At 71.5% G+C, this 24,423-nt stretch carries 19 protein-coding genes; 5 read left to right on the forward strand and 14 right to left on the reverse strand.

Translation table 11 applies throughout. From position 1 onward, the window contains the following. Positions 1 to 319 precede the first annotated feature (319 nt). Positions 320 to 949 (forward strand): hypothetical protein, encoded by a 630-nt coding sequence (locus ACFVDM_RS28735; protein WP_383646451.1) that lies wholly within the window; start codon positions 320 to 322, stop codon positions 947 to 949. A 68-nt stretch (positions 950 to 1,017) separates the two neighbouring features. On the opposite strand, the gene ACFVDM_RS28740 is transcribed toward ACFVDM_RS28735, so the two are convergent. From ACFVDM_RS28740 to ACFVDM_RS28750, 3 genes are all read right to left on the reverse strand, one after another. Next, the gene (locus ACFVDM_RS28740; RefSeq protein ID WP_383646454.1) at positions 1,018 to 1,638 is read right to left on the reverse strand and encodes a hypothetical protein; all 621 of its coding nucleotides are present in this window, start codon (positions 1,636 to 1,638) and stop codon (positions 1,018 to 1,020) included. A 60-nt stretch (positions 1,639 to 1,698) separates the two neighbouring features. Then, positions 1,699 to 2,409, reverse strand: coding sequence for a ribonuclease HII (locus ACFVDM_RS28745; protein WP_383646456.1), 711 nt, complete (start codon positions 2,407 to 2,409; stop codon positions 1,699 to 1,701). Positions 2,410 to 2,585: 176 nt separating this feature from the next. Then, positions 2,586 to 3,212: a TetR/AcrR family transcriptional regulator gene (locus ACFVDM_RS28750; protein ID WP_383646459.1), complete on the reverse strand. Its 627-nt coding sequence runs from the start codon at positions 3,210 to 3,212 to the stop codon at positions 2,586 to 2,588. A gap of 209 nt (positions 3,213 to 3,421) precedes the next feature. Between ACFVDM_RS28750 and ACFVDM_RS28755 the strand changes: the two genes are divergently transcribed. After that, the gene (locus tag ACFVDM_RS28755) at positions 3,422 to 4,975 is read left to right on the forward strand and encodes an MFS transporter (RefSeq protein WP_383646463.1); all 1,554 of its coding nucleotides are present in this window, start codon (positions 3,422 to 3,424) and stop codon (positions 4,973 to 4,975) included. A 119-nt stretch (positions 4,976 to 5,094) separates the two neighbouring features. On the opposite strand, the gene ACFVDM_RS28760 is transcribed toward ACFVDM_RS28755, so the two are convergent. The 4 genes from ACFVDM_RS28760 to ACFVDM_RS28775 form a co-directional block, all read right to left on the reverse strand. Next, positions 5,095 to 6,606: a DUF4153 domain-containing protein gene (locus tag ACFVDM_RS28760; RefSeq protein ID WP_383646466.1), complete on the reverse strand. Its 1,512-nt coding sequence runs from the start codon at positions 6,604 to 6,606 to the stop codon at positions 5,095 to 5,097. Positions 6,607 to 7,325: 719 nt separating this feature from the next. After that, positions 7,326 to 8,222 carry an ADP-ribosylglycohydrolase family protein gene (locus ACFVDM_RS28765; RefSeq protein ID WP_383646470.1) on the reverse strand — a complete coding sequence of 299 codons (897 nt, stop codon included), beginning with the start codon at positions 8,220 to 8,222 and terminating at the stop codon, positions 7,326 to 7,328. Positions 8,223 to 8,232: 10 nt separating this feature from the next. After that, positions 8,233 to 8,892, reverse strand: coding sequence for a histidine phosphatase family protein (locus ACFVDM_RS28770; RefSeq protein ID WP_383646473.1), 660 nt, complete (start codon positions 8,890 to 8,892; stop codon positions 8,233 to 8,235). Positions 8,893 to 8,975: 83 nt separating this feature from the next. Next, a complete protein-coding gene (locus ACFVDM_RS28775) occupies positions 8,976 to 9,581 on the reverse strand; it encodes a YdbC family protein (RefSeq protein ID WP_383646476.1) in 606 nt (201 codons plus the stop codon). A gap of 205 nt (positions 9,582 to 9,786) precedes the next feature. Between ACFVDM_RS28775 and ACFVDM_RS28780 the strand changes: the two genes are divergently transcribed. Together ACFVDM_RS28780 and ACFVDM_RS28785 are read left to right on the forward strand one after the other, a co-directional pair. Next, positions 9,787 to 10,323, forward strand: a complete 537-nt coding sequence (locus ACFVDM_RS28780) for a TerD family protein (RefSeq protein ID WP_383646479.1) — start codon at positions 9,787 to 9,789, stop codon at positions 10,321 to 10,323. Between the two features lie 115 nt (positions 10,324 to 10,438). Next, positions 10,439 to 11,020, forward strand: a complete 582-nt coding sequence (locus ACFVDM_RS28785) for a suppressor of fused domain protein (RefSeq protein ID WP_383646482.1) — start codon at positions 10,439 to 10,441, stop codon at positions 11,018 to 11,020. A gap of 193 nt (positions 11,021 to 11,213) precedes the next feature. On the opposite strand, the gene ACFVDM_RS28790 is transcribed toward ACFVDM_RS28785, so the two are convergent. Beyond that, a complete protein-coding gene (locus tag ACFVDM_RS28790) occupies positions 11,214 to 14,108 on the reverse strand; it encodes a vitamin B12-dependent ribonucleotide reductase (protein ID WP_383646485.1) in 2,895 nt (964 codons plus the stop codon). A gap of 161 nt (positions 14,109 to 14,269) precedes the next feature. Further along, positions 14,270 to 14,782, reverse strand: coding sequence for a transcriptional regulator NrdR (nrdR, locus tag ACFVDM_RS28795; protein ID WP_383646488.1), 513 nt, complete (start codon positions 14,780 to 14,782; stop codon positions 14,270 to 14,272). Between the two features lie 589 nt (positions 14,783 to 15,371). Between nrdR and lexA the strand changes: the two genes are divergently transcribed. Continuing rightward, entirely contained in the window at positions 15,372 to 16,160 is a 789-nt protein-coding gene (lexA, locus tag ACFVDM_RS28800) for a transcriptional repressor LexA (RefSeq protein ID WP_383646491.1), read from the forward strand. 159 nt (positions 16,161 to 16,319) lie between these two features. On the opposite strand, the gene ACFVDM_RS28805 is transcribed toward lexA, so the two are convergent. From ACFVDM_RS28805 to ACFVDM_RS28825, 5 genes are read right to left on the reverse strand one after another with little or no spacing between them, the layout of a single operon-like run. Next, positions 16,320 to 18,290, reverse strand: coding sequence for an ATP-dependent DNA helicase (locus tag ACFVDM_RS28805; protein ID WP_383646494.1), 1,971 nt, complete (start codon positions 18,288 to 18,290; stop codon positions 16,320 to 16,322). Between the two features lie 50 nt (positions 18,291 to 18,340). Next, complete coding sequence (locus ACFVDM_RS28810) at positions 18,341 to 20,236, reverse strand: IucA/IucC family protein (RefSeq protein WP_383646497.1); 1,896 nt, start codon at positions 20,234 to 20,236, stop codon at positions 18,341 to 18,343. A gap of 48 nt (positions 20,237 to 20,284) precedes the next feature. Beyond that, positions 20,285 to 21,004: a GNAT family N-acetyltransferase gene (locus ACFVDM_RS28815; RefSeq protein WP_383646500.1), complete on the reverse strand. Its 720-nt coding sequence runs from the start codon at positions 21,002 to 21,004 to the stop codon at positions 20,285 to 20,287. Between the two features lie 60 nt (positions 21,005 to 21,064). Beyond that, on the reverse strand, positions 21,065 to 22,963 hold the full coding sequence (locus ACFVDM_RS28820) for an IucA/IucC family protein (RefSeq protein ID WP_383646502.1): 1,899 nt from the start codon (positions 22,961 to 22,963) through the stop codon (positions 21,065 to 21,067). A gap of 28 nt (positions 22,964 to 22,991) precedes the next feature. After that, complete coding sequence (locus tag ACFVDM_RS28825; protein ID WP_383646505.1) at positions 22,992 to 24,368, reverse strand: diaminobutyrate--2-oxoglutarate transaminase family protein; 1,377 nt, start codon at positions 24,366 to 24,368, stop codon at positions 22,992 to 22,994. Positions 24,369 to 24,423: the final 55 nt, after the last annotated feature.

Genomic DNA, 24,423 nt, shown 5'->3' on the forward strand with positions numbered 1-24,423 from the left:
TCCGACAATCGACGACTTCACCCCACGTGATCGCACCCTCACCCGCGGTCTGCGGCCGGAATCCAGGGGTGTTTCCGCTGGTCCTCGCTGTTCGGGCGGGACGGGTGGCGTCATCCGTGGCTGGACTGGGCAGGGATATGCGTGTCATTCCGGCTGATTACCGTCAGCCTCGCCAATTGCTCGTTGCCGCCTGCCGATACGCCAGGAAGAATTGGAGTCGCTCCCCGCACGGTCTTTTCGCGGGCCCGGAAGGGCTGTGCCGCGGCGCGCCCTCACCCGACCCTGCCCGCATCGTGGGCGCGTATGCGAAGGGAGGACCGTGACCTTCGGATTCGCCTCGTCCGCGGCCACTTCGATGTCGCCCGCCGCCGACTCCGCCAACCGCCTTGCCAGAATGCTCGAACCGGCCGAGTGGGCCGAGGCGGGCATACCGCTGCTGCGCAGTCCGCGCGAGGTGGTCAGCGGCCTGCACGCGCGGCACCGTCCGACGCCGGAGACGGCCGTCGTCGCGGTGCTCGACCACGAGGAGCGGCTGACCGCCAGCGCCTCGTTCCCCCGACGCTCGGTGACGGCCGACGGCTGGGAGTTCCGCAACGCGCTGCTGGCGCACCTGCGCCGGGTCATCCCGCACGATCTGCGCCGCCGTACTCCGGTGCGTACGGCCGTCCTGCTCTACTGCCGCGAGGGGGACGAGCGCTGGACGGAGGAGGACGGCGCCTGGATGTGGGGACTGCGGGATGCCTGCACGCTGCACGGGCTGCGCTGCGGTGCCTACATCACGCTGACCCGAGGCGGCTGGCAGGTGCTGGGCGAGGGGCGTGGCGGCCGACGGCCGAACTCGACCTCCCCGCCGTCCGCTCTCTCCGAGAGCGCGATGGACCAGGACACCGCGCCGCTGCGCACGGGCGGTGGAGCTGTCCAGGCACTGCACCGCGCCGCGGCCCGCTGACCCGGGACGTGGGCCCGGCCGCCCTCATGGGTGGCCGGGTCACCACGGTCGGGTCAACGCGCCGCGGATCAGACCGCCGCGCCGAGCACGGCGTTGACCTCCTGCGGGTCACCGCAGACGATCAGCAGGGCACCCGCACGGTCGCGGGCCTCGGACAGGGCGTGCGCGGCGGCGGCGTCGACGGTTCCGTTCACCGAAACGATCACCACCGGGCGGGACGCCACCCGGTCCAGGGAAACGGCACCGGCGAAGAACACGTCGTCGCCCGCGTCGTGCTGGGCCCAGTAGGCGGCCTCGCCGAAGGACAGCTCGTGCGTCGCCCACGGGTGCGGATCGCCGGTGGTGAGCACCAGGATGTCGCCGGGCGCGCGGCCGGAGTCGAGCAGCAGGTCCACCGCTTCGTCGGCGGCGTCGAGCGCACCGCCGGCCGCTGCGGGGATCAGCTGGAACTGCGGTGCGGAACGATTCTCCGTCCGGGCCGCCTGGGGCGGGCCGGGAACGGGGTGCGGGCGCGGCGCCGGGGGCGCGGGCCTCGCGGGGCCGGGACCCGGGCGACCGGGACGCGGCGTGGCCGCGGAACGCGGACCGGGTACGGGACGAGGGGTCGACGCGGTGCGGCCGGTGGCCGGAGTGGCGCGGGGACCCTGGGCGCTCTCGTGAATCTGAGGCTCCTCGGGGATGAGAGGCATGGGTGGTTGTCTATCAAACGCCGCCGCACGGGGCAGCGGCGGGGGGCGATGTGCGCACGGTCAGAAGTCGAAGCCGAGTTGGCCCCCGTCTTCCAGTGCGGCCGCCTCGGCGGAGATACGGACCTTCTTGAGGTGCCGCCACCGGGGCAGCGCGTCGAGGTAGGACCACGAGAGGCGGTGGTGGGCCGTGGGCCCCCTCCGCTCCAGCGCGGCCCGGTGCACGGGGGACGGATATCCGGCGTTGGCGTCGAAGGCGAAGTCCGTGTACTCCCCGGACTCCGCGCCGAGTTCGGCCATCATCGTGTCCCGGCGGACCTTGGCGATCACCGAGGCGGCCGCGACCGCGATACAGGACTGGTCGCCCTTGATCACGGTGCGGACCTGCCAGGGACTGCCCAGGTAGTCGTGCTTGCCGTCCAGGATCACCGCGTCCGGGCGCACGGGCAGCGCCTCCAGGGCGCGCACGGCGGCCAGCCGGAGCGCGGCGGTCATCCCGAGTTCGTCGATCTCCTCCGGCGAGGCGTCACCGAGTCCGTACGCCGTGACCCAGCGCTCCAGCAGCGGAGCGAGTTCCGCGCGGCGCTTGGGGGTGATCAGCTTGGAGTCGGTGAGTCCGGGAGGAGGTCTGCGCAGACCGGTGACCGCCGCACACACGGTGACCGGACCTGCCCACGCTCCGCGTCCGACCTCGTCGACACCGGCGACGGTCTTGGCACCGGTGGTGGCGCGCAGTGAGCGCTCGACGGTGTGCGTGGGTGGTTCGTACGGCATGGCGCCAGCAAGAGTACGCCGACGGGGACGTCGGCGACACCCCGGGGCGGCCGTGAAGGCGCAGCGCTGTCCGCCGAACCGTGCTCCGTGCCGACGGGGGCCGGGAGCGGACCTGGGGGCGCGTGCGGTGACGGGGTGCTCCGGGACCGGGCCGGTGCCGGGCCGCCCCGGCCGGCTCAGCCGGGACCGGAGCGGTAGAGGGGCATCGCGACCCGGTCGATCAGCTCGGTGATCTCCTCGTCCGTCCATTCGCTCCCGCACACCTTGCCGCGGTACATCATCATCGCGGGGATGACGTCGAAGGCCAGTTCGCAGAGGGCCTCGGGGCGTACCTCGCCGCGTTCGACACCTCGGCTCACCACCTGCCTGATGAGGGTGGTGGAGGGAGTGATCACACCGTTGAGGATCACCGACTGGAAGCGCTCGGCGGTGTCGGCGTCACATTCGTGAATGACCGCGCGCAGCGCGGAGCCCGAGGTGGAGAGCATCGCGTCGCGGAGACGGCAGCAGAGCTGGAGGAGGTCGTCGCGGATGTTCCCCCCGTCGGGGGCGTCGCCGATCGGGGGCAGGGCGCTGCGGAGCGCCTCCGCGACCAGTTCCTCCTTGGACGACCAGCGCCGGTAGACGGCGGCCTTCCCGGTCTGGGCACCCGCCGCGACCCCTTCCATGGTCAGCCCGTTCCAGCCGACCGTGCTGAGCCGCTCCAGGGCGGCGTCGAGGATCGCGCGCTCCAGCACGGGACCGCGGCGGCGCAAGGACACCACCGGCTGCCGGGCGGCGGCGGCCGATCGCGAAGTAGCCATCAGTTTCACTCCATCGGAAACGGGGCGGGTCGGGGTGACTCGACGGACCGGCGCGGGGAGGGCGGGGGCCCGCCGGCCGGTTCGGGGGATCGGGGCACCGAGCGACGACGAAGGACTCAGTGAACGCTTGCGTTCCTTGAGGGGGATTCACTACCGTAGACGCCACAGTGAACGGATGCGTTCACTAATTCATTTGTGGGGGAACCATAGTGACCACCTCTCAGTTAGAAGCACGGAGCGCACCGGGTGCGGCGCGGCGACAGGGCCGCCCGGGGATCGCCCTGGCCGTCATCGCCGCCTGCCAGTTGATGGTTGTGCTCGATTCCACGATCGTCAACATCGCTCTCCCGGGCATCCAGAACGCGCTCGGCTTCTCGACCACCGATCTGTCGTGGGTCCTCAGCGCGTACACGCTCACCTTCGGCGGGCTGCTGCTGCTCGGCGGCCGGGCCGGCGACATCCTGGGCCGCCGCCGGGTGTTCCTGACGGGCATCCTGGTCTTCACCCTCGCCTCCCTGCTCGGCGGATTCGCCCAGGAGCCCTGGCAACTGCTGGCGGCCCGCGCGCTCCAGGGCATCGGCGGCGCCATCGCCTCACCGACCTCGCTCGCCCTCATCACCACGACGTTCCCCGAGGGCCCCGAACGCAACCGCGCCTTCGGCGTGTTCGCCGCGGTGTCCGCGGGCGGCGGCGCCATCGGCCTGCTCGGCGGCGGGATGCTGACCGAATGGCTCGACTGGCGCTGGGTCTTCTTCGTCAATGTGCCGATCGGTGTGCTGATCGCCGTCCTGACCCCGATGTACATCAACGAGTCCGAGAAGCACCCGGGCCGTTTCGACATCGCGGGGGCCCTCACGTCGACCCTCGGTATGGCCTCGCTCGTGTACGGCTTCATCCGGGCCTCCGAAGAGGGCTGGCGGGACTCCCTCACCCTGGGTTCCTTCGGTGCCGCGGTGCTCCTGCTCGCTTCCTTCGTCCTTGTCGAGATGCGGGCCAAGGAACCGATCACGCCGCTGCGGATGTTCGCCGACCGCAACCGCTCCGGCACGTATGTGATCATGCTCAGCCTGGCCGCCGCGATGTTCGGCATGTTCTTCTTCATCGTGCTGTTCGCGCAGAACGTGCTGGCGTACTCGCCGATCGAGGCGGGGCTGGCATTCCTGCCCGTGACCGTCGCGATCGTGGTGGGGGCAGGGCTCTCGCAGCGCTTCCTCCCGGTGCTGGGCCCGAAGCCCTTCATGGTCACCGGTGCCTCGTTCACGGGTGCGGGCCTCATATGGCTGACGTTCATCTCGCCGGACAGCTCGTACCTCTCCGGCGTCCTCGGCCCGATGCTCGTGTTCGGTGTCGGCATGGGGCTGAACTTCGTGACCCTCACACTGACGGCGGTCTCCGGCGTCGCCCCGCACGAGGCGGGTGCCGCCTCCAGCCTGCTCAACGCGAGTCAGCAGGTGGGCGGTTCGCTGGGCCTGTCCATCCTGGTCACCGTCTTCGGCACGGCCAGCCGCGACGAGGCGGAGAAGCAGGTCCCGAAGTTCCTGGCACAGGCGTCGCCGGAGCAGAAGGCCGAGTTCGCCAGAACCCATGAGCTGCCGGGAAGTTGGGGCCACACCGTGCTCGCCCAGGGCATATCGACCGCCTTCCTGGCGGCCGTGGCCATGGCTGTTCTCGCCCTGCTGACGGCCGTGCTGGTGATCCGGGTACGCAAGAGCGACCTGGACGCGCTCAGCGGGAACGCGGCTGCCGGGGGGCCGGTCGCCTAGAGCGTACGGACGGCGGCGGGTGCTCCGGCCGGCACGGGTGTCGCGTCGGCCCGGGGAGACACCGCGCCGGCCCGCCGGAAGACCGGCGGGCCGGCGGAGAGGGCCGGTGCGTGCGGGGATCAGTACGGGTCGTAGGGGTCGTACGTCTCGCCGCTCCCGCCGCGGTCCCCGCCGTTGTCACCGGTGCTCAGGGCTCCGCAGTCCCGCAAGCGGTGGACGGGTTTCCAGTCCCCCAGGATGTCCCGTGCACGGGCCTCGCCCCAGCTCGTGGCATACCACGGTTCGTCCGAGTCGAGCAGCCCCCGCTGGATCTCCTCCAGGGCACAGGAACGCAGGGGTTCCGGCAGGGTGTTCAGAGCCGGCACGGCGTCGGCGGACAGACCGCGGAGGTATTCGATGTCGATGGAGTGGGCGTCGCGGTAGCGCTGGACGTTCTGTTCGGCGATGAGGCCGTCGGGTGAGACCAGTCCGAAGACCAGGACTCCGAGGGCCGCGCTCGCCGCGACAGCGCGGGGCAGCATGCGGGCTCCGAAGAAACCGGCGGCCATGATCAGGACGAGAACCACGCCCAGCCAGAGTTCCACGGCGGCCACGGAGATCCGCAGCCGTGTCAGTCCGTACGCGTCGACGTAAAGGTCCATGCGCCGCAGCGCCGACGCCACGACGACGAGCGTGAGCAGGCAGAGCGTGCCGAGAACCCCTCGAACGAGGGTGCGGTCGCGGGGGCCTCCGCGCGGTGCCCAGCGCAGCGCGAGCGCGATGACCAGGAGGGTGAGCAGTGTGGCCCAGAGCAGTTGCCAGAAACCCTGGCGGGCGTACTCGGAGTAGCTGAGATCGGTCTCGGCCATCACCTTGTCGTAGCCGCCGAGCAGCACCGTGAGCTGAATGGCGAGGAAGGCGGCGAAGAGCAGGTTCAGGACAATCAGCGGCAGGGCCCATTCCAGCCGTCCCCGCGGCTTGCCCGGCTCCGTCGTCAGTCCGTCCCAGCGCACGGGCGCCGCCGCCGTGTACGCGGCAGCGAGGGCACCGACGAGGCCCAGCAGGCCCAGGAAGAACCGCCACGGACTGTCGCTGATGGACACATCGGGCGTCAGGTCGCCGAGGACGTCGGCGAAGGCGGCGTCGGCGCTCGCGAAGAGCGCGCCGAACACGAGGAGGAGCACGAACGCGACGGCCGCCGAGCGCAGGACGACGCCCCAGCGGCCCCGGGAGCCGGTCATCCGGGCGCGGATGCCCCGTGCCGCCCAGCCCAGCGCCTCCGCGACCGAGGTGAGGACCCCCAGCGAACCGAGGAAGACCCCGATCCAGCTGCGGCTGCCGTGCAGCGCCAGCGAACCGAGCGCGAAGGCGGACACGATGGCGAGGAAGCTCGGCCAGCCGGCGTCCCTGAGGGCCGGGACGGCGAGCAGGGCGAGTCCGCCCACCGCCCAGACGACGGTCCAGGGCCGCGGTCGGCGTGTGGTCGGGCGGACCGCGAAGTAGGTGGCGAGCGCTGCCGGGATCGCGACGACGAGCAGGTTCAGACCGATGCCGTCGCCGAGCAGCGCGGCGCTCAGCAGCGCGGTCGCGAGCGCGCACCAGAGGGTGCCGACGGGAATGGTCCCGGGCACGCCCGTGCGGAGCCGAGACATGTCCGACGGGGCCGTCTGAGCGGTTCCGTTCGGCCTGCCCCAGGGATCCTTGGGGGCACCCGGCCGCTCCTGGCGGGCATAGGCGGGAATCCTCGGCGGTTCCGGGGCCGGGGACGCCGCACTGTGCGCATCGGCGGCCGGGTGAACGCGCGGCGGTGCGCTGTCGGCGGCCGGCGTGGCCGTGGAGGGCGGCGCCGCAGCGGCGGAGCCTTCCGTTCCGCCGTGCTGCGGCTGCTGCTGGGCCGGGGCTGTCTCGTCCCGCGCCTCCTGCGCGGACCCGGAGGCCGGGGCCGGTGACGGTCCCGGGCCCGCCGTCTGTGCCGGGACCGACGACGGCGGCGGGGCGGAATCCTGCTCCGGCGCTTCATTCGGGCCCGGGACGGCGGGCGGCGTGGACGCGCGCTCCGTCCGGGGCGGCTCTGGTATGTGATCGGACACGGGACCCCTCCCCACCGGGGTCCGCTCGCGCGGCCTCTGGCTGCACGGCCCCCCGGCGTCTCATTCGATGCGCGCCGTCGAGATGATCACCGAGGGCGGCGTGGCCGAAAGAGTAACCCTGTGCGCACGGTGTCAGCCGTCCGGGGCGGGGCTGTGGCAGGACCGTGACAGTCGGACGTGCACCGGTGTCGCGCGTGCGGACCCCGCGGCGACGCCCGACCCGTCGGGCCGGGCACCACCGGGAGGGAGCGGTTCAGGTACTACGGGGAACGGTTCCGGTGCTACTCGGTCGTCCAGTTGGGAACGTCCTCCGTCTGGGCGACCCAGGCCGCCGGAGGTGCGCCCGTGGTGCCGGCGGCGACCACTCCGCCGACGATCGCGCAGGTCGTGTCGACGTCTCCGCCCGCCTGGGCGGTGACCCAGAAAGCCTTCTCGAAGTCGCCGAGTCCACGGGCCGCGGACCAGAGGGCGAAGGGGACGGTGTCGTGCGCACTGGTCCGGCGGCCGTTGCCGAGGACGGCGGCGACCGTGCCCGCGTCGTTGTAGTCCAGCATGTCGCGTGCCCTGCGCAGGCCTGCGCCGACGGCGCTGCGCGGCACCAGGGCGATCACTCCGTCCAGCAGGTCCGTCGCCGTGGGCGGGCCCGAGGGTGCGGCGGCGAGGGCCGCGGCGGCCGCGACCGCCATCGCCCCGACCACGGCCTCGCGGTGCTGGTGCGTGGTGTACGACGAGATCTCCGCCTGGTGCGTCGCCTGCTCGGGGTCGTCCGCGTACCAGGCGCCGAGGGGCGCGATGCGCATGGCCGAGCCGTTGCCCCACGATCCCTGGCCCTGGAACAGCGAGGAGGCGAGTTCACGCCAGTCGCCGCCCTCCCGGACCAGCCTGAGGAGGCGGTTCACGGCGGGGCCGTAACCCCGGTCGAAGTCGTGGTGGGTCGCGAAGGAGTGGGCGAGGGCGTCCTGGTCGATGCGGCCGTGCCGGTGCAGCACGGCCACGACCGAGGCGGCCATCTCGGTGTCGTCGGTCCACTGCCAGGGGCCGGGCGGCAGCGCGCGGTCCTTCAGGAGCGGATAGTTGGCGGGCACGAAGAACTGGGAGCCCAGGGCGTCTCCCACGGACAGGCCGCGCAGGCTGGCAAGGGCGCGGTCCACGCGCTGGTCAGAAGTGGATTCGGTCATCGTTTCCACTCTATCCGGTGATGCCGTAGGGCTCAGGTGTGCGCCAGCGCTCGAAGGGCCGGTCCAGGGTGTACCGCCCGTCCTTGCCTAGCAGCAGCGTCCGCGACTCCCCGTTGCCGGGATTGGACAGCGACTCGAATTCGGCGACGGACCAGTGGAACCAGCGCATGCAGAACAGGCGCATGGTCAGTCCGTGGGTGACGAGCAGGACGTTGGGCGGGTGGTCGGGGTCCTCGAAGCTGCGGTGCAGGCTCTCCAGGAAGGCGCCGACCCGGTCGTACACATCGGCGCCCGACTCGCCCTGTGCGAAGCGGTAGAAGAAGTGTCCGTAGGCATCGCGGTAGGCCTTCTGGAGCCGCACGTCGTCGTGGTCCTGCCAGTTCCCCCAGTCCTGCTCGCGCAGCCGGGGCTCCTCCCGCACCCTGACCCGCTCCAGGTCCAGCCCGAGGGAACGGAACGTCTCGTGGGTGCGGCGGTAGGGCGAGATGTACACGCTGACCCGCTCCTCGCCGAACAGCTCGCGCAGCCGTGTTCCGGTCTCGCGGGCCTGCCGCAGTCCCGTCGAGGTGAGTCTCAGCGCGTGGTCGGGCTCGCGCTCGTAGACGGTGTCGTCGGCGTTGCCCTCGGACTCCCCGTGCCGGACGAGGACGATGCGTTGCGGTCGTGCCATGACTCGACCCTAGATCGAGTCGGCGCGGTTCGAGCAGTTGTCCGGAATTCGACGCTCTGTGGCGACGACGGAGAGCTCCTCCGTCACACCGTCCACGAGGGTTCGAGCTGGACGACGTCGCCGGCCAGGGCGGCCACGTCCTCCTCCAGCTGGGCGCGTTGCGAGAGCCGGTCGACGCTTCCCGGCCGGTACTTCCCGCGCTCGGCGCCGGACTGCCACATGGACAGGACGAGGAACTCGTGGCCGGGAGCCTCGCCGAAGACCCCGCGCACCATCCCGGGCGATCCGGCCATCGCAGGGTTCCACACCCGCTGCTGCATCAACGCGAAGTGGTCGACCCGCTCCTCGTGCACGGTGCTGTGCGCCACCCTGATCACGTCGACATCACCGAATTGGGGCTCGAAGCCGGTCTTCACGTCGAAGCGGTGCTCGAACAGCTTCACCTGGACATCGGTGCAGGTCCCGGACTGCGCGGCGGCCAGGGCGTCGTGCCCGCGCGCCATGAAGGAGTCGTAGAAGACCCGGTTCTCCCAGAAGGCGAAGACATGCGCCACCTCGGGCCGGGTACGGCTCCAGCCGCCGCCCTGTCCCCGGAAACCCGGCTCACCCAGCAGCCCCGCCCACTTCCGCTGCCCCCGTTCGAAACCACGACGGTCCACCACGCTGCAGCGAATCCACTTGACCAGCACTGCGCCATCGTACGGGCCCCGGACGTGGCATGGGTCACGCTCGGACGGAGTGCGTCAGAACCGGTCAGCACCGGCACGCGGGAACCCGGAGCACAGTGGCCCGAATGCGCCCCTGGAACCCAAGGCGGTTGGTTCCACGGTCCGTTACGGACATCATCGGGTGGTAAAACCGGAGCGACGGCCCCGTGTGAAGGAGCGAAGTCGGATGAGCACTCCGAACAAGGACATCGAGAAGGTCGAGATCCGGCTCAAATGGGATCCCAGTCCCCACGGCGAGCCCGATCACGATCTCGACATCATCGCGGCGACCTATCCGGCCGGGGATCCGTACGGCGACCCCGCGTACCTGGTGCACTTCGACAGCCGTGCTCCCGACGGCACGATCACGCTCAACCGTGACAGCAGGACCGGGCAGGGCCTCGGTTACGACGAGATCATGACGGTGGAGCTGCACCGGGTCTCGGAGTCGTACGGCCGGGTCGTCGTCGGAGTCGCCATACAGCAGCGGGACGGCCGACGGACCTTCGCCGAGGTGGCGAACACCGGAGTGCAGATCCGGGAGGGGTACACCGTCCTCGCCGAGGACGACTTCTCGTCCGTCGGCGCCGCGACGGCCGCTGTGGTCGCCGAGTTCGTCCGGGACCCCTCGGGGGCGTGGCGGCTCCACGACACGGTCCGCGGATTCGACGGGGATGCCGACGCGTTCGCCGCCTCCATGGGGAACCGCCCGGCCGGAGCGTGACCGGGAGGGCGCGGCGCCGGGAGACCGGCGGCCGGCCGCGCACCGTCGACACACGGTCCGCGTCGTCGCCCGACCCCGGTAGTCGGCCGTCGCCCTCGTCCGCGATGGTCACACCATGAACGACGACATGTGGGCACGGGTGGCGGACGCCGTCGCGTCGCACGTCCGGCATTTCTTCGCCGGCCACTCCGTCGAAGTCGTCGACTACGACGTCGGCCCGGAGCGGCGGTGGGCGCTTCCCGGTCTGCGGGTGCTCGTCGTCGGTCCCGGCCCGCGCGACTCGGGCTGGGCCTACGTGACCGCGGGCTGCGGCGCCGTGAGCGGTCCCGGGCAGCACGGTCTCGAGTTCCTCATGACGGCCCAGGTCCGTGACCGGCGCTTCATCGATCTGATGGCGATGACCGCGTACTACCACCGCGGCGGGCACCCGCTCGGCCTCCAGCACAGCATGCCTCTGGGTGAGCCGTGGCTGCCGGGTTCCGCCTGCGACCACTTGCTGATCAGTCTGCCGTACCTCCACGGCCCCGGACTGGAGCACTGCCCCGTCCCCGGCGGCCGCGCCCGCGTCCTGTGGGTCCTGCCCGTCACCGCGGCCGAGATCGCCTTCCGCAGGAAGCGCGGGCACGAGGCGCTGGAACAGCTCTTCGACGAGGTGGGCATCGTCCCCACCGACCCGTTCCGGGCCTCGGTCGTCTGACCTGCCGTGACGACGCGTGGCCCTAACCCGCGCCGTTCCGTTCGGCATCGGCATCGGCATCGGCATCGGCATCGGCATCGGCCGACAACGCGGAAGAGGGAGCCGGCGCATGGCCGGCTCCCTCTCGCCTCGTCAGGTCAGTGACGTCCGCAGCCGATGCTCAACGAGGCATCGGATGCGGTTGCGTCCGCTGTCAGCTGCAGCCGCTGGTCGAGCCGCAGCCCTCGCAGATGTAGCAGGAGCCGGCGCGCTGCATCTTCGTACCGCAGGAGAAGCAGAGCGGGGCGTCCGCGCTGATGCCGAGCTGCATCTCGACGAGCTCCGCCGAGGTGTGCGCGGTCTTCGGGGCGGGGGTTTCGAGGGGGGCGACGGCCTTCAGGGGCTCCGCCTGGAGGGGGGCCGACTGGGCCCGGCTCTCGGCCTCCAGCTGCTCCTCCTCGAAGGTCGGCTCGTAGGAGCCGGTGTCGAGGTGGCGCTGACGCTCCTCCGCCGAGTGGATGCCGAGGGCCGAGCGGGTCTCGAAGGGCAGGAAGTCGAGCGCCAGGCGGCGGAAGATGTAGTCGACGATCGACTGCGCCATCCGCACGTCCGGGTCGTCCGTCATACCGGCCGGCTCGAAGCGCATGTTGGTGAACTTCGAGACGTAGGTCTCCAGCGGAACGCCGTACTGGAGGCCCACCGACACGGCGATCGAGAAGGCGTCCATCATGCCGGCGAGGGTGGAGCCCTGCTTGGACATCTTCAGGAAGACCTCGCCGAGACCGTCGTCCGGGTAGGAGTTGGCGGTCATGTAGCCCTCGGCGCCGCCCACCGTGAAGGAGGTGGTGATGCCGGGACGGCCCTTGGGGAGACGCTTGCGGACCGGGCGGTACTCGACGACCTTCTCGACCGCGGTGCGGATGGTCTCCTCGGCCTTGGCCGTGACGGCCTCCTTCTCCTTCTCCTTGGTCTTCGCGGAGAGGGGCTGGCCGACCTTGCAGTTGTCGCGGTAGATGGCGAGCGCCTTGACGCCCATCTTCCACGCCTCGAAGTAGACCTCCTCGACGTCCTCGACGGTGGCCGTCTCGGGGAGGTTCACCGTCTTGGAGAGCGCGCCGGAGATCCACGGCTGGATGGCCGCCATCATGCGGACGTGGCCCATGGCGGAGATGGAACGCTCGCCCATCGCGCAGTCGAAGACCTCGTAGTGCTCGGTCTTCAGGCCGGGGGCGTCGATCACATTGCCGTGCTCGGCGATGTGGGCGACGATCGCCTCGATCTGCTCCTCCGGGTAGCCCAGGCGGCGCAGGGCCTGCGGGACCGTGCCGTTGACGATCTGCATCGAGCCGCCGCCGACGAGCTTCTTGAACTTGACCAGGGCGAGGTCGGGCTCCAGGCCGGTGGTGTCGCAGGACATCGCGAGACCGATGGTGCCAGTGGGCGCGATGACCGAGGCCTGAGCGTTGCGGAAGCCGTTCTTGGCGCCGAGGCGGAGGACGTCCTGCCAGGCCTCCGTCGCGGCGGCCCAGATCGGGTTGTCCAGGTCGTCGCCGTGGACGGCGACGGCGTTGGCGTCGGCGTGCTGCTTCATGACGCGCTGGTGCGGCTCGGCGTTGCGGGCGTATCCGTCGTAGGGGCCGACGACGGCGGCCAGCTCGGCGGAGCGCTTGTACGAGGTGCCGGTCATCAGCGAGGTGATGGCGCCGGCGAGCGCGCGGCCGCCGTCGCTGTCGTAGGCGTGGCCGGTCGCCATCAGCAGGGCGCCGAGGTTGGCGTAGCCGATGCCGAGCTGGCGGAAGGCGCGGGTGTTCTCACCGATCTTCTCGGTCGGGAAGTCGGCGAAGCAGATCGAGATGTCCATCGCGGTGATGACCAGCTCGACGACCTTGCCGAAGCGCTCCGAGTCGAAGGACTGGTTGCCCTTGCCGTCGTCCTTGAGGAACTTCATCAGGTTCAGCGAGGCGAGGTTGCACGAGGTGTTGTCCAGGTGCATGTACTCGCTGCACGGGTTCGAGCCGTTGATCCGGCCGGACTCCGGGCAGGTGTGCCACTGGTTGATGGTGTCGTCGTACTGGATGCCGGGGTCGGCACAGGCCCAGGCCGCCTCGGCCATCTTGCGGAAGAGGGACTTGGCGTCGACCTCCTCGATGACGTCACCGGTCATGCGGGCGCGCAGCCCGAACTTCCCGCCGGACTCGACGGCCTTCATGAACTCGTCGTTCACACGGACCGAGTTGTTGGCGTTCTGGTACTGGACGGACGTGATGTCGTCGCCGCCCAGGTCCATGTCGAAGCCCGCGTCGCGCAGGGCGCGGATCTTCTCCTCCTCCTTCACCTTGGTCTCGATGAAGTTCTCGATGTCGGGGTGGTCGACGTCGAGGATGACCATCTTGGCCGCACGGCGCGTGGCGCCGCCCGACTTGATCGTTCCTGCGGAGGCGTCGGCACCGCGCATGAAGGAGACCGGACCGGAGGCGTTGCCGCCGGAGGAGAGCAGTTCCTTGGAGGAGCGGATGCGGGAGAGGTTCAGGCCGGCACCGGAGCCGCCCTTGAAGATCATCCCCTCTTCCTTGTACCAGTCGAGGATCGACTCCATGGAGTCGTCGACGGCCAGGATGAAGCAGGCGGAGACCTGCTGCGGCTGGGGCGTGCCGACGTTGAACCAGACGGGAGAGTTGAAGCTGAAGATCTGGTGCAGGAGGGCGTACGCCAGCTCGTGCTCGAAGATCTCGGCGTCGGCGGGGGAGGCGAAGTAATGGTAGTCCTCGCCGGCCTTCCGGTACGTCTTCACGATCCGGTCGATCAGCTGGCGCAGACCGGTTTCGCGCTGGGGAGTGCCGACGGCCCCGCGGAAGTACTTGCTGGTGACGATGTTGACCGCGTTCACCGACCAGAAGTCGGGGAACTCGACGCCACGCTGCTCGAAGTTGATCGAGCCGTCGCGCCAGTTGGTCATGACGACGTCACGACGCTCCCAGACCACCTCGTCGTACGGATGCACGCCGGGGGTGGTGTGGATGCGCTCGATACGCAGGCCCTGCTTGGTCGCAGTCGACTTGGCTCCCTTACCGCGGGAACCTCGTGCCGGGCCGCTCGCCGTCTCTGTCATGCCGCCTCCCATATGTGGGCAAAAACGCCCTGAAGTGCCGAGAACTTCCCCAGGCACAGTCTGTCTCTGATGCCCCCGACGCCACGCACAGCGTCCGGAGCAGGTCTACGTGCCGTCCGGCCGCCGGTCGTCGGACCGGTCGGGCGGACAGGTGGTGCCGCTCAGTCGGCGGCGACGGCGGGAACGGGGACCTCAAGGGTCTCGCCGGTCCCGCGGGTTTGTGCGGGAGGCCGTCCGTCGCGGAGTTCCGCGATGGCGGCCTCGAAGTCTTCGAGGGTGTCGAACGCCCGGTAGACGGACGCGAACCGCAGGTACGCGACGAGGTCGAGTTCCTGCAGGGGGCCGAGGATGGCCAGACCCACGTCGTGGGTGGTCAGCTCGGCGCTGCCGGTGGCCCGCACCGCCTCCTCGACCCGCTGGCCGAGCTTGGCGAGCGCGTCCTCGGTGACCGGCCGCCCCTGGCACGCCTTGCGCACGCCGGAGATGACCTTGGTACGACTGAAGGGCTCGGTGACACCGCTGCGCTTGACCACCATGAGCGAACAGGTCTCCACCGTCGTGAAACGGCGGGAGCAGTCGGGGCACTGGCGGCGCCGGCGGATCGAGGTCCCGTCGTCGGTGGTGCGACTGTCGACGACCCGGCTGTCGGGGTGCCTGCAGAAGGGGCAGTGCATGGCTCCCAACCCTCCTTCACAGCACGACTGAATAGCCTCTTCAGGCCCGGCGACGGGCCCTCGAAGCGGTCTCAAGCATAGGCGATGACCACACCCCCGACGGACGGGGACCACAACTTCTGGGTGGCTGGAGCAATCCAACCACTAGATCTTGGGTTGGGTCGCGCATTTGGCCCTAGCGCGTGTCGCGCGCCCCGGGCGGCCGGAAGGCAGCGTACGACCGACCACGAGGGTACGGGAAGCAGGCTGCGCCACCGATCTCGGGGCTCCCCTTCCCGGGCCGCCCGGACCGCCCGGCGAACGGCGCGCCGCACCCCCGCGAACCACCCCCGCACCTTCGCGTCCGGCGGGCGCACGCTACCGTAATCGTCCGAATTGCCCATGGGCCCGCCCGCCGGGGGAACGGCAGAGGAACCCCCGGCCGACACCGCTCAGGAGCGCGCGAAAGCCCGCCACAGCTTCGCTCATACACCTGACGTCGAACCACCGGCAGACTTTTATTCGTTTTTCACTCGAACGTGTGTTTGGCGCAACCTTTCGAAAGCTACTACCGTTGTCCAGCTAGGGAGACCATTCGAGAGGGGCCGACGTGACCACCACCGCAGACAGTGCCATCATCACTGCCCAGGACCGCTCGCAGAGCCGACTCGAGCCGGTGCATGCCATGAATGACTCAGTCACGAACGCGGAGGAGCCCGCGCGCCCAGCGCGCTCGCTGCCCGGCCGACCTCCCGGTATCAGGGCGGACAGTTCGGGACTCACGGACCGGCAGCGGCGCGTGATCGAGGTCATCCGGGACTCGGTCCAGCGGCGCGGCTACCCCCCGTCGATGCGCGAGATCGGCCAGGCGGTCGGCCTGTCCAGCACCTCGTCCGTCGCCCACCAGCTGATGGCACTGGAGCGGAAGGGCTTCCTCCGCCGGGACCCGCACCGCCCCCGCGCCTACGAGGTGCGCGGCTCCGACCAGCCGAGCACCCAGCCCACGGACACCACCGGCAAGCCCGCCGCCTCGTACGTGCCGCTGGTCGGCCGGATCGCCGCCGGTGGCCCGATCCTCGCCGAGGAGTCGGTCGAGGACGTGTTCCCCCTCCCCCGCCAGCTGGTCGGCGACGGCGAGCTGTTCGTGCTGAAGGTCGTCGGTGACTCGATGATCGAGGCCGCGATCTGTGACGGGGACTGGGTCACGGTGCGCCGCCAGCCGGTCGCGGAGAACGGCGACATCGTCGCCGCGATGCTGGACGGCGAGGCCACGGTCAAGCGCTTCAAGCGCGAGGACGGCCATGTATGGCTGCTCCCGCACAACGCCGCGTACCAGCCGATCCCCGGCGACGAGGCGACCATCCTCGGCAAGGTCGTGGCGGTGCTGCGCCGGGTGTGAAGGCCCTGGCCGCACCCCTTCGAGCACCATCACGGGGCCCTTGAGGACCGGCTGCGCCCGCCGGTCCTCAAGGGCCCCGTCGCATGCGTCCGTGACAGCCGTCCCGGGCGCGCAGGGGCGGCGCTGCCGCCGTCCCGTACGCGCCCGGACCCAGCCCGTCTACTTCCCGTCGGCCTTCGCCGCCGCGTCGATCGCGGCCAGCGAGCGGCGTGCCTGATTGCGATCCGTCGTGTACCAGAAATCGGGGAGCGAAGCCCGCAGATAGCTGCCGTAGCGCGCGTTGGCCAGCCTGGGGTCGAGCACGGCGACCACGCCCTTGTCTCCCGTCGCCCGGACGAGACGGCCGGCCCCCTGCGCCATCAGCAGCGCCGCGTGGGTGGCCGCCACGGCCATGAAGCCGTTGCCTCCGGCCTGCTCGACCGACTTCTGCCGGGCGCTCATCAGCGGGTCGTCGGGGCGCGGGAACGGGATCCGGTCCATGACCACCAGCTGGCAGCTGGGCCCCGGGACATCGACGCCCTGCCAGAGCGAGAGCGTGCCGAAGAGACAGGTCTCGGGGTCGGCCGCGAAGTTCTTGATCAGCTCGCCCAGGGTCTCCTCCCCCTGGAGCAGGATCGGCTTGTCCAGCCGGCCGCGCAGCTCCTCGGCCGCCGCCTTCGCGCCCCGCATCGAGGAGAACAGCCCCAGGGTGCGTCCGCCGGCGGCCTCGACCAGCTCGGCCAGCTCGTCCAGCATGTCGGTCCGGGAACCCTCCCGGCCCGGGGTCGCCAGATGGCGGGCGACGTAGAGGATCCCCTGCTTCGGATAGTCGAAGGGCGAGCCGACGTCCAGGCCCTTCCACTGCGGGACGTCGTCGCCGACCGTGCCCTCCGGGGAGAGGCCGAGGGACGCCCCCACCCCGTTGAAGTCCCCGCCGAGCTTGAGCGTCGCCGAGGTCAGCACCACGGAGCGCTCGGAGAAGAGCTTCTCGCGCAGCAGTCCCGAGACGGAGAGCGGGGCGACCCGCACCGAGGCGCCGAAGCGGTCGTCCCGCTCGTACCAGACGACGTCGTACTCCGAGCCCTGGGTGATGCGCTCGGCCACGCCGTGGATCGACTCCACGGAGGCCAGTGCCTGCTTGCGGACCACGTCCTCGTCCTGGACGGACTTGTCGCGGGTGGAGCCGAGCGCGGTGATCACCGTACGGGCGGCGTCGCGCAGCGCCGTGAGCGCGTATCCCAGATCCTCCGGGACCTCTTCCAGGCGGCCGGGCAGCGCCAGCTCCATGACCCGCTCGAAGCCCTCGGAGGCGGTCTGCAGGGCATCGGCCGCCTTCTCGTTGACCAGCTTCGCCGCCCGGCGCACCGCGCGGTTGACCTGGCCGGGGGTGAGCTCTCCGGTGGCGACGCCGGTGACGCGGGAGACCAGCTCGTGCGCCTCGTCGACGATCAGCACCTCGTGCTGCGGGAGGACCGGGGCGCCCTCGATGGCGTCGATGGCCAGGAGCGCGTGGTTGGTCACCACGACATCGGCGAGCTTCGCCCGCTCCCGGGCCTGCTCGGCGAAGCACTCGGCGCCGTACGCGCACTTGGTGGCGCCCAGGCATTCACGCGAGGAGACCGAGATCTGGCCCCAGGCCCGGTCCGAGACGCCGGGCGTGAGGTCGTCCCGGTCGCCGGTCTCCGTCTCGTCCGCCCAGTCGCGCATGCGCAGCAGGTCCTGGCCGAGCTTGCTCGACGGGGCCGCCGCCTCGAAGGGGTCGAAGAGTCCCTCCTCCTCGTCCTGCGGCACACCCTCGTGGAGGCGGTGCAGACAGAGGTAGTTCGACCGGCCCTTCAGCATGGCGAACTGCGGACGGCGGCGCAGCAGCGGATGCAGGGCGTCGACCGTCCGCGGAAGATCGCGCTCCACGAGCTGCCGCTGGAGCGCCAGCGTCGCCGTGGCCACCACGACGCGCTCGCCGTGCGCCAGGGCGGGCACCAGATAGCCGAGCGATTTGCCCGTGCCGGTGCCCGCCTGGACGAGCAGATGGGATTGGTCGTCTACGGCCTCGGCGACGGCACCGGCCATGGCGGCCTGTCCGGGGCGCTCCGTACCGCCGACGGCGGTCACGGCGGCGTGCAGGAGATCGGGGAGGGTTGGCTTCGTCATAGCCCGGCCAGCCTACGGGGCGCCACTGACACCGACGGTCATTCCTGGACTCAGGGGGCGGGGTGCAGCGGGTTGGCGACGCTGCCGTGGACGGCCGCGTGCGGGCGCTCGGGCCGGTCGCGGTAGCCGTCCAGATGCAGGCGGTTGCGGTTCAGACAGAGACGCTCGATCCGCGGCGTCAGCATGTCGAACAGTTCGAACCGCTCCTTCAGCTCCGGGAACCGGGCGTGGTGGCGCAGGATCTCCGCCCGCACGAGTGACCAGAAAGTGTCCTCCGGAACGTCCAGCTGCTCCTCGCAGAGCGGGGAGAGGAAGCGGAAGACGCCGGTGAAGAGCCCCGAGTGGATGAACTGGGTGAGGAAGGCGGGTTCCTCGGTGAGCAGGACGTCGCGCACGTCCCGGGGCATCGAGTCGTGCTCCGGCAGCGGCCGGGCGCTGACGTTCACGTCGTCGACGAAGTCCTTGATCGCCAGCCGGACGGGGACGTCGTTCCCGTCGAAGACCACGATGGCGTTCTCGCCGTGCGGGGAGAAGACGGTGCCGTAGCGGTAGAGGAAGTGCAGCAGCGGCGGGAGGAGCGCGGCGAAGAGCCGGGTGAGCCAGGCGGTCGGGGTGAGTCCCGAGCGGGCGACCAGTTCCGCGGTGAAGGAGCGGCCCCGCGGGTCCGTGTGCAGCAGGGAGGCGAGGGTGCGGGCGCGTTCGCCGGGGGCCAGGCGCGGCGGCAGCGGTTCGCGCCAGATCGCGCCGAGGATCTCCTTGAACTGGTACGGCGTCTCGGGAAGGTGGTCGTAGAGCGGGTGCTCGACCGTGACCGAGGCGACCTCTCCCAGGAGGATCACGCCGCAGGTGTCGCGGAGGAAGGGGTCGTTGTCGCGCAGTCCCTGCACCCAGGCGGTGACGGCGGGGGCGGCGACGGTGCGTTCGGTCGGCAGGCCGCGCCAGACCAGGGTGTTGAGGATGGAGAGCGGAAGCTTGACCGTGTGCCGGTCGGGGCGGGCGACATTGGCGAAGGTGCGGATGGACTGCTGGGGCAGGCGCAGGTCCTCGTCGGCGTGGAGCGGCACGATGTCGCCCGCCGCGATGGCCGGGGCGAACAGGGGCACGATCCACTCGTCCCACTGCCAGGGGTGGACGGGGAGGAAGAGGTAACCGTCGGGGGCGAGGCCCCGCTCGCGCAGCGAGGCGGCGAAGGAGGCGCGGATGCGGGGTTCCAGCTCCTGGGCGTAGAGCGTTTCGCGGTCGGTGAGCGGACCGGTGCCCCGGTAGGCGGCGATCCGCTCGGAGACGGCGATCCACGGCAGGGTGACCGGGACGCGTGCCTCGGGCGCGTAGCGGGAGGCGTCGGTGGCGGAGAAGCCGAGCCGCCCCTTGTTGGCGACGATCCAGGGATGGCCGGTCTGGTGGCCCTCCAGCGCGGCGTAGTCGAGATCGGCCAGCTCGGCCGCGGTCAGCGCCCGGTGGTCGAGGCGGGCGTCGGCCGTGAGCGTGGTCGTCAGCTCGCGCACCAGGTGGCCGAGCGTGGCGCCGTCCAGACCGAGGAGCCGCCGGGACCGGGCGAGGAACTGGAGCGGATCACGGAAGGGGACGCTGTCCGCGTCCGGATCCGCCACTGGTCCCCCGGGACCCTCCGCTCCGGCGGCCGCCTCGGCCTCGGTGGCGGCGATACCCGCCGCGCGGATCGAGTCGGGCGCCACGCGCCAGCTGCCGTAGACACCGCGCCGCGCGGTGAAGCGGAGGCTGCCGCCGTCGTCGAGGACCAGGCTGTACGCGCCGTCCCCGACGGCCCGGGGCACGGGCTGGATCACCTCCTCGTACGCGAACTCGCCGAGCATCTTGGCGAGCATCCGAGCGGCGGCCCGGTCCCAGACCACCGGGTTGAGCTCCGGGGTGCTGAGCAGCAGGGGCGAGGGGGCCGCTGCGTCACGGCTCACGGGATATTTCGGCACGGGGACTCCTCAGGGGACCGACGGGATGCGAGCGGTGCGGTGCGGGGTTCACAGCTGGGCACGGTGGGCTCGGTCGCGGACCATCAGCGCGGCCCGCTTCTCCGGGAGTGCGAACTCCGCGGAGTAGCGGAATCCGGCGCCGAGGAAGGCGGAGACGGACGGGGTGTTGCGCACGTCGGGTTCCGCCACGACGCGGGTGCAGCGGGGGCGGTGGTCCAGGACGAGGTCCGCGACGGCCCGCAGCAGGATGGTGCCCAGGCCCCGGCCCCGGTGGGCGGCGGAGCCGATGAGCACGTGGATGCCGGTGTCGTGCGGGCGGATCGGGCCGTAGCGCGCCAGCCGGTCGAGGTCGGCCCGGTAGATCTCCCAGTAGCTCATCGGGACGCCGGCGAGGACGCCGAGGCAGGGCACGCTGCGTCCGTCGCCGTCGAGCTGGGGGGTGAGGTGCGCGGCCGTCACGCTCTCGTCCCCCGCGAGTTCCCAGAAGGCCGCGACGGCCGGGTCGTTCATCCAGCCGGTGAGGGTGGGGAGATCGCGTGCCGGCGTCACGGGGACGAGCTGGAACGCGCCGGCCGATGTGGGGACGGGGGGCCACTCGCCCGGCCGGTCGAGGAGGCCGGAGTCCCGCGCGCCGCGCCGGGGCGCCGGTGCCTCCGTCCCCAGCAGCGCGCGGAGTTCCGCCGTGAGCCGTGGCTCCGGTGGGCCCTCGGTGCCCGAGCCGGTCCGTGGGACGGGCCCGGGGTCGGTGTGCGCATCGGCGGGAGGCACGGCGGGGCTCTCCTCTCTCGGGGGTTCGGACGGTTCCCGGCGCGGGCGAGGGGCCGGTTCTCAGCCGTGCAGCGGGTTGCCGACGGAGACGTAGACGGACTGGGTGTCGACGGGTCCGACCAGTTCGTCGAGGCCCTGGAGGCGGGTCAGCATGTTGGCCTTGCAGCGCAGTCGGGGCGTTTCCAGGAGGTGGGCGGGGAGCGATGATCCGGTGGCGGTGACGGCGGCCGAGCCCAGGAAGCGCCGGAAGGCGGCGAGGAGCACCTGTTCGTCGGCCAGGCGCTGGGCGCCGAACGCTCCGATCAGCCCGAAGACGTTGTTGATGCCCAGGTAGTACGCGAAGCGTTCGTCGGTGACGGCGTCGGAGACGAAGGTGTCGCTGACCGCTCCGATGCCCGGAAGACGGTGGTCGAGCGCGGTGCGGTGGGACTCCCGGAAGTAGTAGCCCTGATTGTCACGGTAGCGGCCGCCGACCGGCCAGCCCTCGGCGTCGAGCAGGACCAGGGTGTTCTGCTGGTGGGCCTCCAGGGCGACTCCTGCGTGGCCGTCGAGCCAGAGGACCGGGTGGACGACCCGGTCCAGGTAGCGCAGGAACCATTCGGCCGCCACGGCCGTCGTGGTGCGTCCGGTGACGGAGGCCAGCCGGCGGACGACGTCGGCGAGGCGGGAGCGCATCTCCGGCCGGTCCGGCCAGGGGCGCGGTGCGGTGAGACCGGCGATGCAGACCGCGTCGTCGTTCCGGCCGAAGGGGTTGTGACGGAGCATCACGTCGAGGCCGGGGACGGGATCGCCCTCGGGGGTGTCCACGGCGATCCAGGCGGGGTCGCGGACGATGTCGAAGCCGGGGTGCGCCTCCTGCCACACCCGGTCGAGGCCGGTGCGCAGCAGACGGTGGACCTCGACGCCCCGGTGCAGCTCCTTGCGGAGGTTCTCCCGGCGGGAGTTGGTGATGCGGACGCCGAGGGAGAGCTTGAGCATGAGGTCGGTGCCGGGGCGCTGGACGGTGCGCACCGAGGAAGTGGGGTGCCAGGCGGGGCCGTAGGGACCGAGGTCGTGGAGGAGCCCGGAGTCGGCGAGGGCGGCGACCTCCGGGCGGCTCATCAGGTCGCGGGCCTGCCAGGGGTGGAGCGGGAGCGGCACGGTGTTCCCCGGGAGGGGCAGTCCCTCGGCGTGCCGCGCCGCCAGCTCGCCGGCCGGGACCGTGCGTCCACGGGCGGTCCACGCGGAGTCGGTGGCCAGGACGGACCGGTCGACGGCCATCCAGTGCAGCGGGAACGAGCCGTGGGTCTCGGGAGAGTAGAGGCGGGACTCGGTGTCGGAGAGTCCCTCCCGGCTCTTGGGCGAGGGGTGCAGGGGGTGGCCGAACAGGAGCGACTGCTCGGCGGTGAGGAAGAGGTCGGCGGCGGCCGGGGCGACGGGGCGGCGCCGCCGTACCTCGATGAACCCGGCGGTGCGCCGTACCGAATCGGCGACCCTGCCGACCATGTCTGCGCTCTCGCGGTGGCCGGCCTCCCGGCCGAGGAGGGCGGCGACGGTGACCGCGTCGGCGGTGGGCGCGCTGCAGGGGGCTGTCTCCAGGGCGGGCGGGCCGAAGCGGTGCCAGCCGGTGGCGGACCAGTGGCGGACGGGGACGAGCAGGGCGGTGCCGCTGGCGGGGAGCGGAATGCGCAGGGTGTCGCCCTCGGGGCGGGGCAGGTCCCGTTCACGGACCCAGCAGCGGAGCAGGTTCTCGATGCCGGCGGCGTCGGCGGCGCGGAGCGGATCGGGATGGTCCAGGGGATCGGCGGACGGTGCCGGGGCGTGGGACACGGTCCGGGGAGTGTGCCACTGGGCGTGCGGCACCTCCTTCTGGCGCGGCACGGTCGACGGTTCCACGGCGAGCTGGCCGCAGCTCGCGGCTTCTCCCCGGTGGTGGGTGCAGGGCGGGCCGTCGGCCTCGGGCGCGGGGGTGGGGTTCACGGCGGTCTTTCTGTGGGGGTGTGCGGAATCAGCGGACCGACCCGGTCGCGGTCCGTCGGTGCGGGGAGCGCTCGGCGGCGGCCAGCGCGTCGGCGAGGCGGTCGACGACTGCCGCCGCCTGTTCGTCGGTGAGCGTGAGGGGCGGGAGAAGGCGGACGACCGTGGAGTGGCGGCCGCCGAGTTCCACGATGAGACCGCGGCTGAGGCATTCCTGCTGGACGGCGGTGGCGAGGGCCGGGTCGGGCGGTGCGGCGCCGGTGGCGTCGGCGGGTGCCTCCGGATCGACGAGTTCCACGCCGATCATCAGTCCGCGCCCCCGGACGTCGCCGATGCTTGGATGGTGTCCGGCCAGGGACCGCAGTCCGGCGAGCATCCGGGCGCCGAGCTCACCGGCACGCCGGTCGAGGCGGTTCTCCCGGACGTAGGCGAGGGTGGCGGCGCCGGCGGCCATGGCGAGCTGGTTGCCCCGGAAGGTACCGGCGTGCGCACCGGGCTGCCAGGTGTCGAGTTCGGCGCGGTAGACGACGACGGCGAGCGGCAGCGAACCTCCGATGGCCTTGGAGAGGACCATCACGTCGGGGACGGTGCCGCTGTGCTCGACGGCCCAGAAGGCGCCGGTCCGGCCGACCCCGGTCTGCACCTCGTCGGCGATCAGAGGAATGGAGCGGGCGGCCGTGATCTCCCGCATCCGGCGCATCCAGCCGTCGGGAGCGGGGTTGACGCCGCCCTCGCCCTGGACGGGTTCGAGGATCATGCCGGCCGGGGTGCGGGTGCCGCTCTTGGGATCGTCGAGCACGCTCTCCGTCCAGCGCGCGGCCAGCTCCGCGCCGCGCTCGCCGCCGGTGCCGAACGGGCAGCGGTAGTCCTGCGGGAAGGGCAGCCGGGTCACCCGGACGTCCTCGGCGCCGCCGGACGCGGCGAGGGCGCCCGCCGTCATCCCGTGGTAGGCGCCGGTGAAGGCCAGCAGCCCGCTGCGGCCGGTGGCGGCGCGGACCAGGGTGAACGCCGCCTCGACCGCGTCCGTTCCGGCGGGGCCGCAGAACTGGATGCGGGCGTTGTCCGCGAACTCCCGGGGCAGGGTGGCGAACAGCTCGGTGGTGAAGGCGTCCTTGACCGGTGTGGCGAGGTCCAGCACGTGCAGCGGGGCGCCGGAGTCGATGACCTTCTTGATGGCTTCGAGGACCACCGGGTGGTTGTGCCCGAGGGCCAGCGTGCCCGCCCCGGACAGGCAGTCCAGATACCTCCGCCCGTCCGCGCCCTCGATGGTCAGACCCCTCGCCCGCACCGGAACGATCGGCAGCGAGCGCGCGTAGGTGCGCGCGGACGACTCGCGCAGCGACTGACGGCGCAGGATGCCCTCGTGCGGCGTCGGATGCGGTGCCGGAGCTGGTTCGGTCACGGCCACGGCTGTTGTTCCTCCCGCTGTAACAGTTGCGTTGCACGTCGGCACGATTCCGTAC

It is taken from the genome of Streptomyces sp. NPDC057682 (assembly GCF_042799575.1).
In the GTDB taxonomy this organism is placed as follows: domain Bacteria; phylum Actinomycetota; class Actinomycetes; order Streptomycetales; family Streptomycetaceae; genus Streptomyces.

Excerpts from the sequence above, each read along its gene's own strand:
- ACFVDM_RS28740 (WP_383646454.1), bottom strand. The coding sequence starts at position 1,638 with ATGCCTCTCATCCCCGAGGAGCCTCAGATTCACGAGAGCGCCCAGGGT.
- ACFVDM_RS28745 (WP_383646456.1), bottom strand. The coding sequence starts at position 2,409 with ATGCCGTACGAACCACCCACGCACACCGTCGAGCGCTCACTGCGCGCC.
- ACFVDM_RS28750 (WP_383646459.1), bottom strand. The coding sequence starts at position 3,212 with ATGGCTACTTCGCGATCGGCCGCCGCCGCCCGGCAGCCGGTGGTGTCC.
- ACFVDM_RS28760 (WP_383646466.1), bottom strand. The coding sequence starts at position 6,606 with ATGTCTCGGCTCCGCACGGGCGTGCCCGGGACCATTCCCGTCGGCACC.
- ACFVDM_RS28765 (WP_383646470.1), bottom strand. The coding sequence starts at position 8,222 with ATGACCGAATCCACTTCTGACCAGCGCGTGGACCGCGCCCTTGCCAGC.
- ACFVDM_RS28770 (WP_383646473.1), bottom strand. The coding sequence starts at position 8,892 with ATGGCACGACCGCAACGCATCGTCCTCGTCCGGCACGGGGAGTCCGAG.
- ACFVDM_RS28780 (WP_383646479.1), top strand. The coding sequence starts at position 9,787 with ATGAGCACTCCGAACAAGGACATCGAGAAGGTCGAGATCCGGCTCAAA.
- ACFVDM_RS28785 (WP_383646482.1), top strand. The coding sequence starts at position 10,439 with ATGAACGACGACATGTGGGCACGGGTGGCGGACGCCGTCGCGTCGCAC.
- ACFVDM_RS28790 (WP_383646485.1), bottom strand. The coding sequence starts at position 14,108 with ATGACAGAGACGGCGAGCGGCCCGGCACGAGGTTCCCGCGGTAAGGGA.
- nrdR (WP_383646488.1), bottom strand. The coding sequence starts at position 14,782 with ATGCACTGCCCCTTCTGCAGGCACCCCGACAGCCGGGTCGTCGACAGT.
- ACFVDM_RS28805 (WP_383646494.1), bottom strand. The coding sequence starts at position 18,290 with ATGACGAAGCCAACCCTCCCCGATCTCCTGCACGCCGCCGTGACCGCC.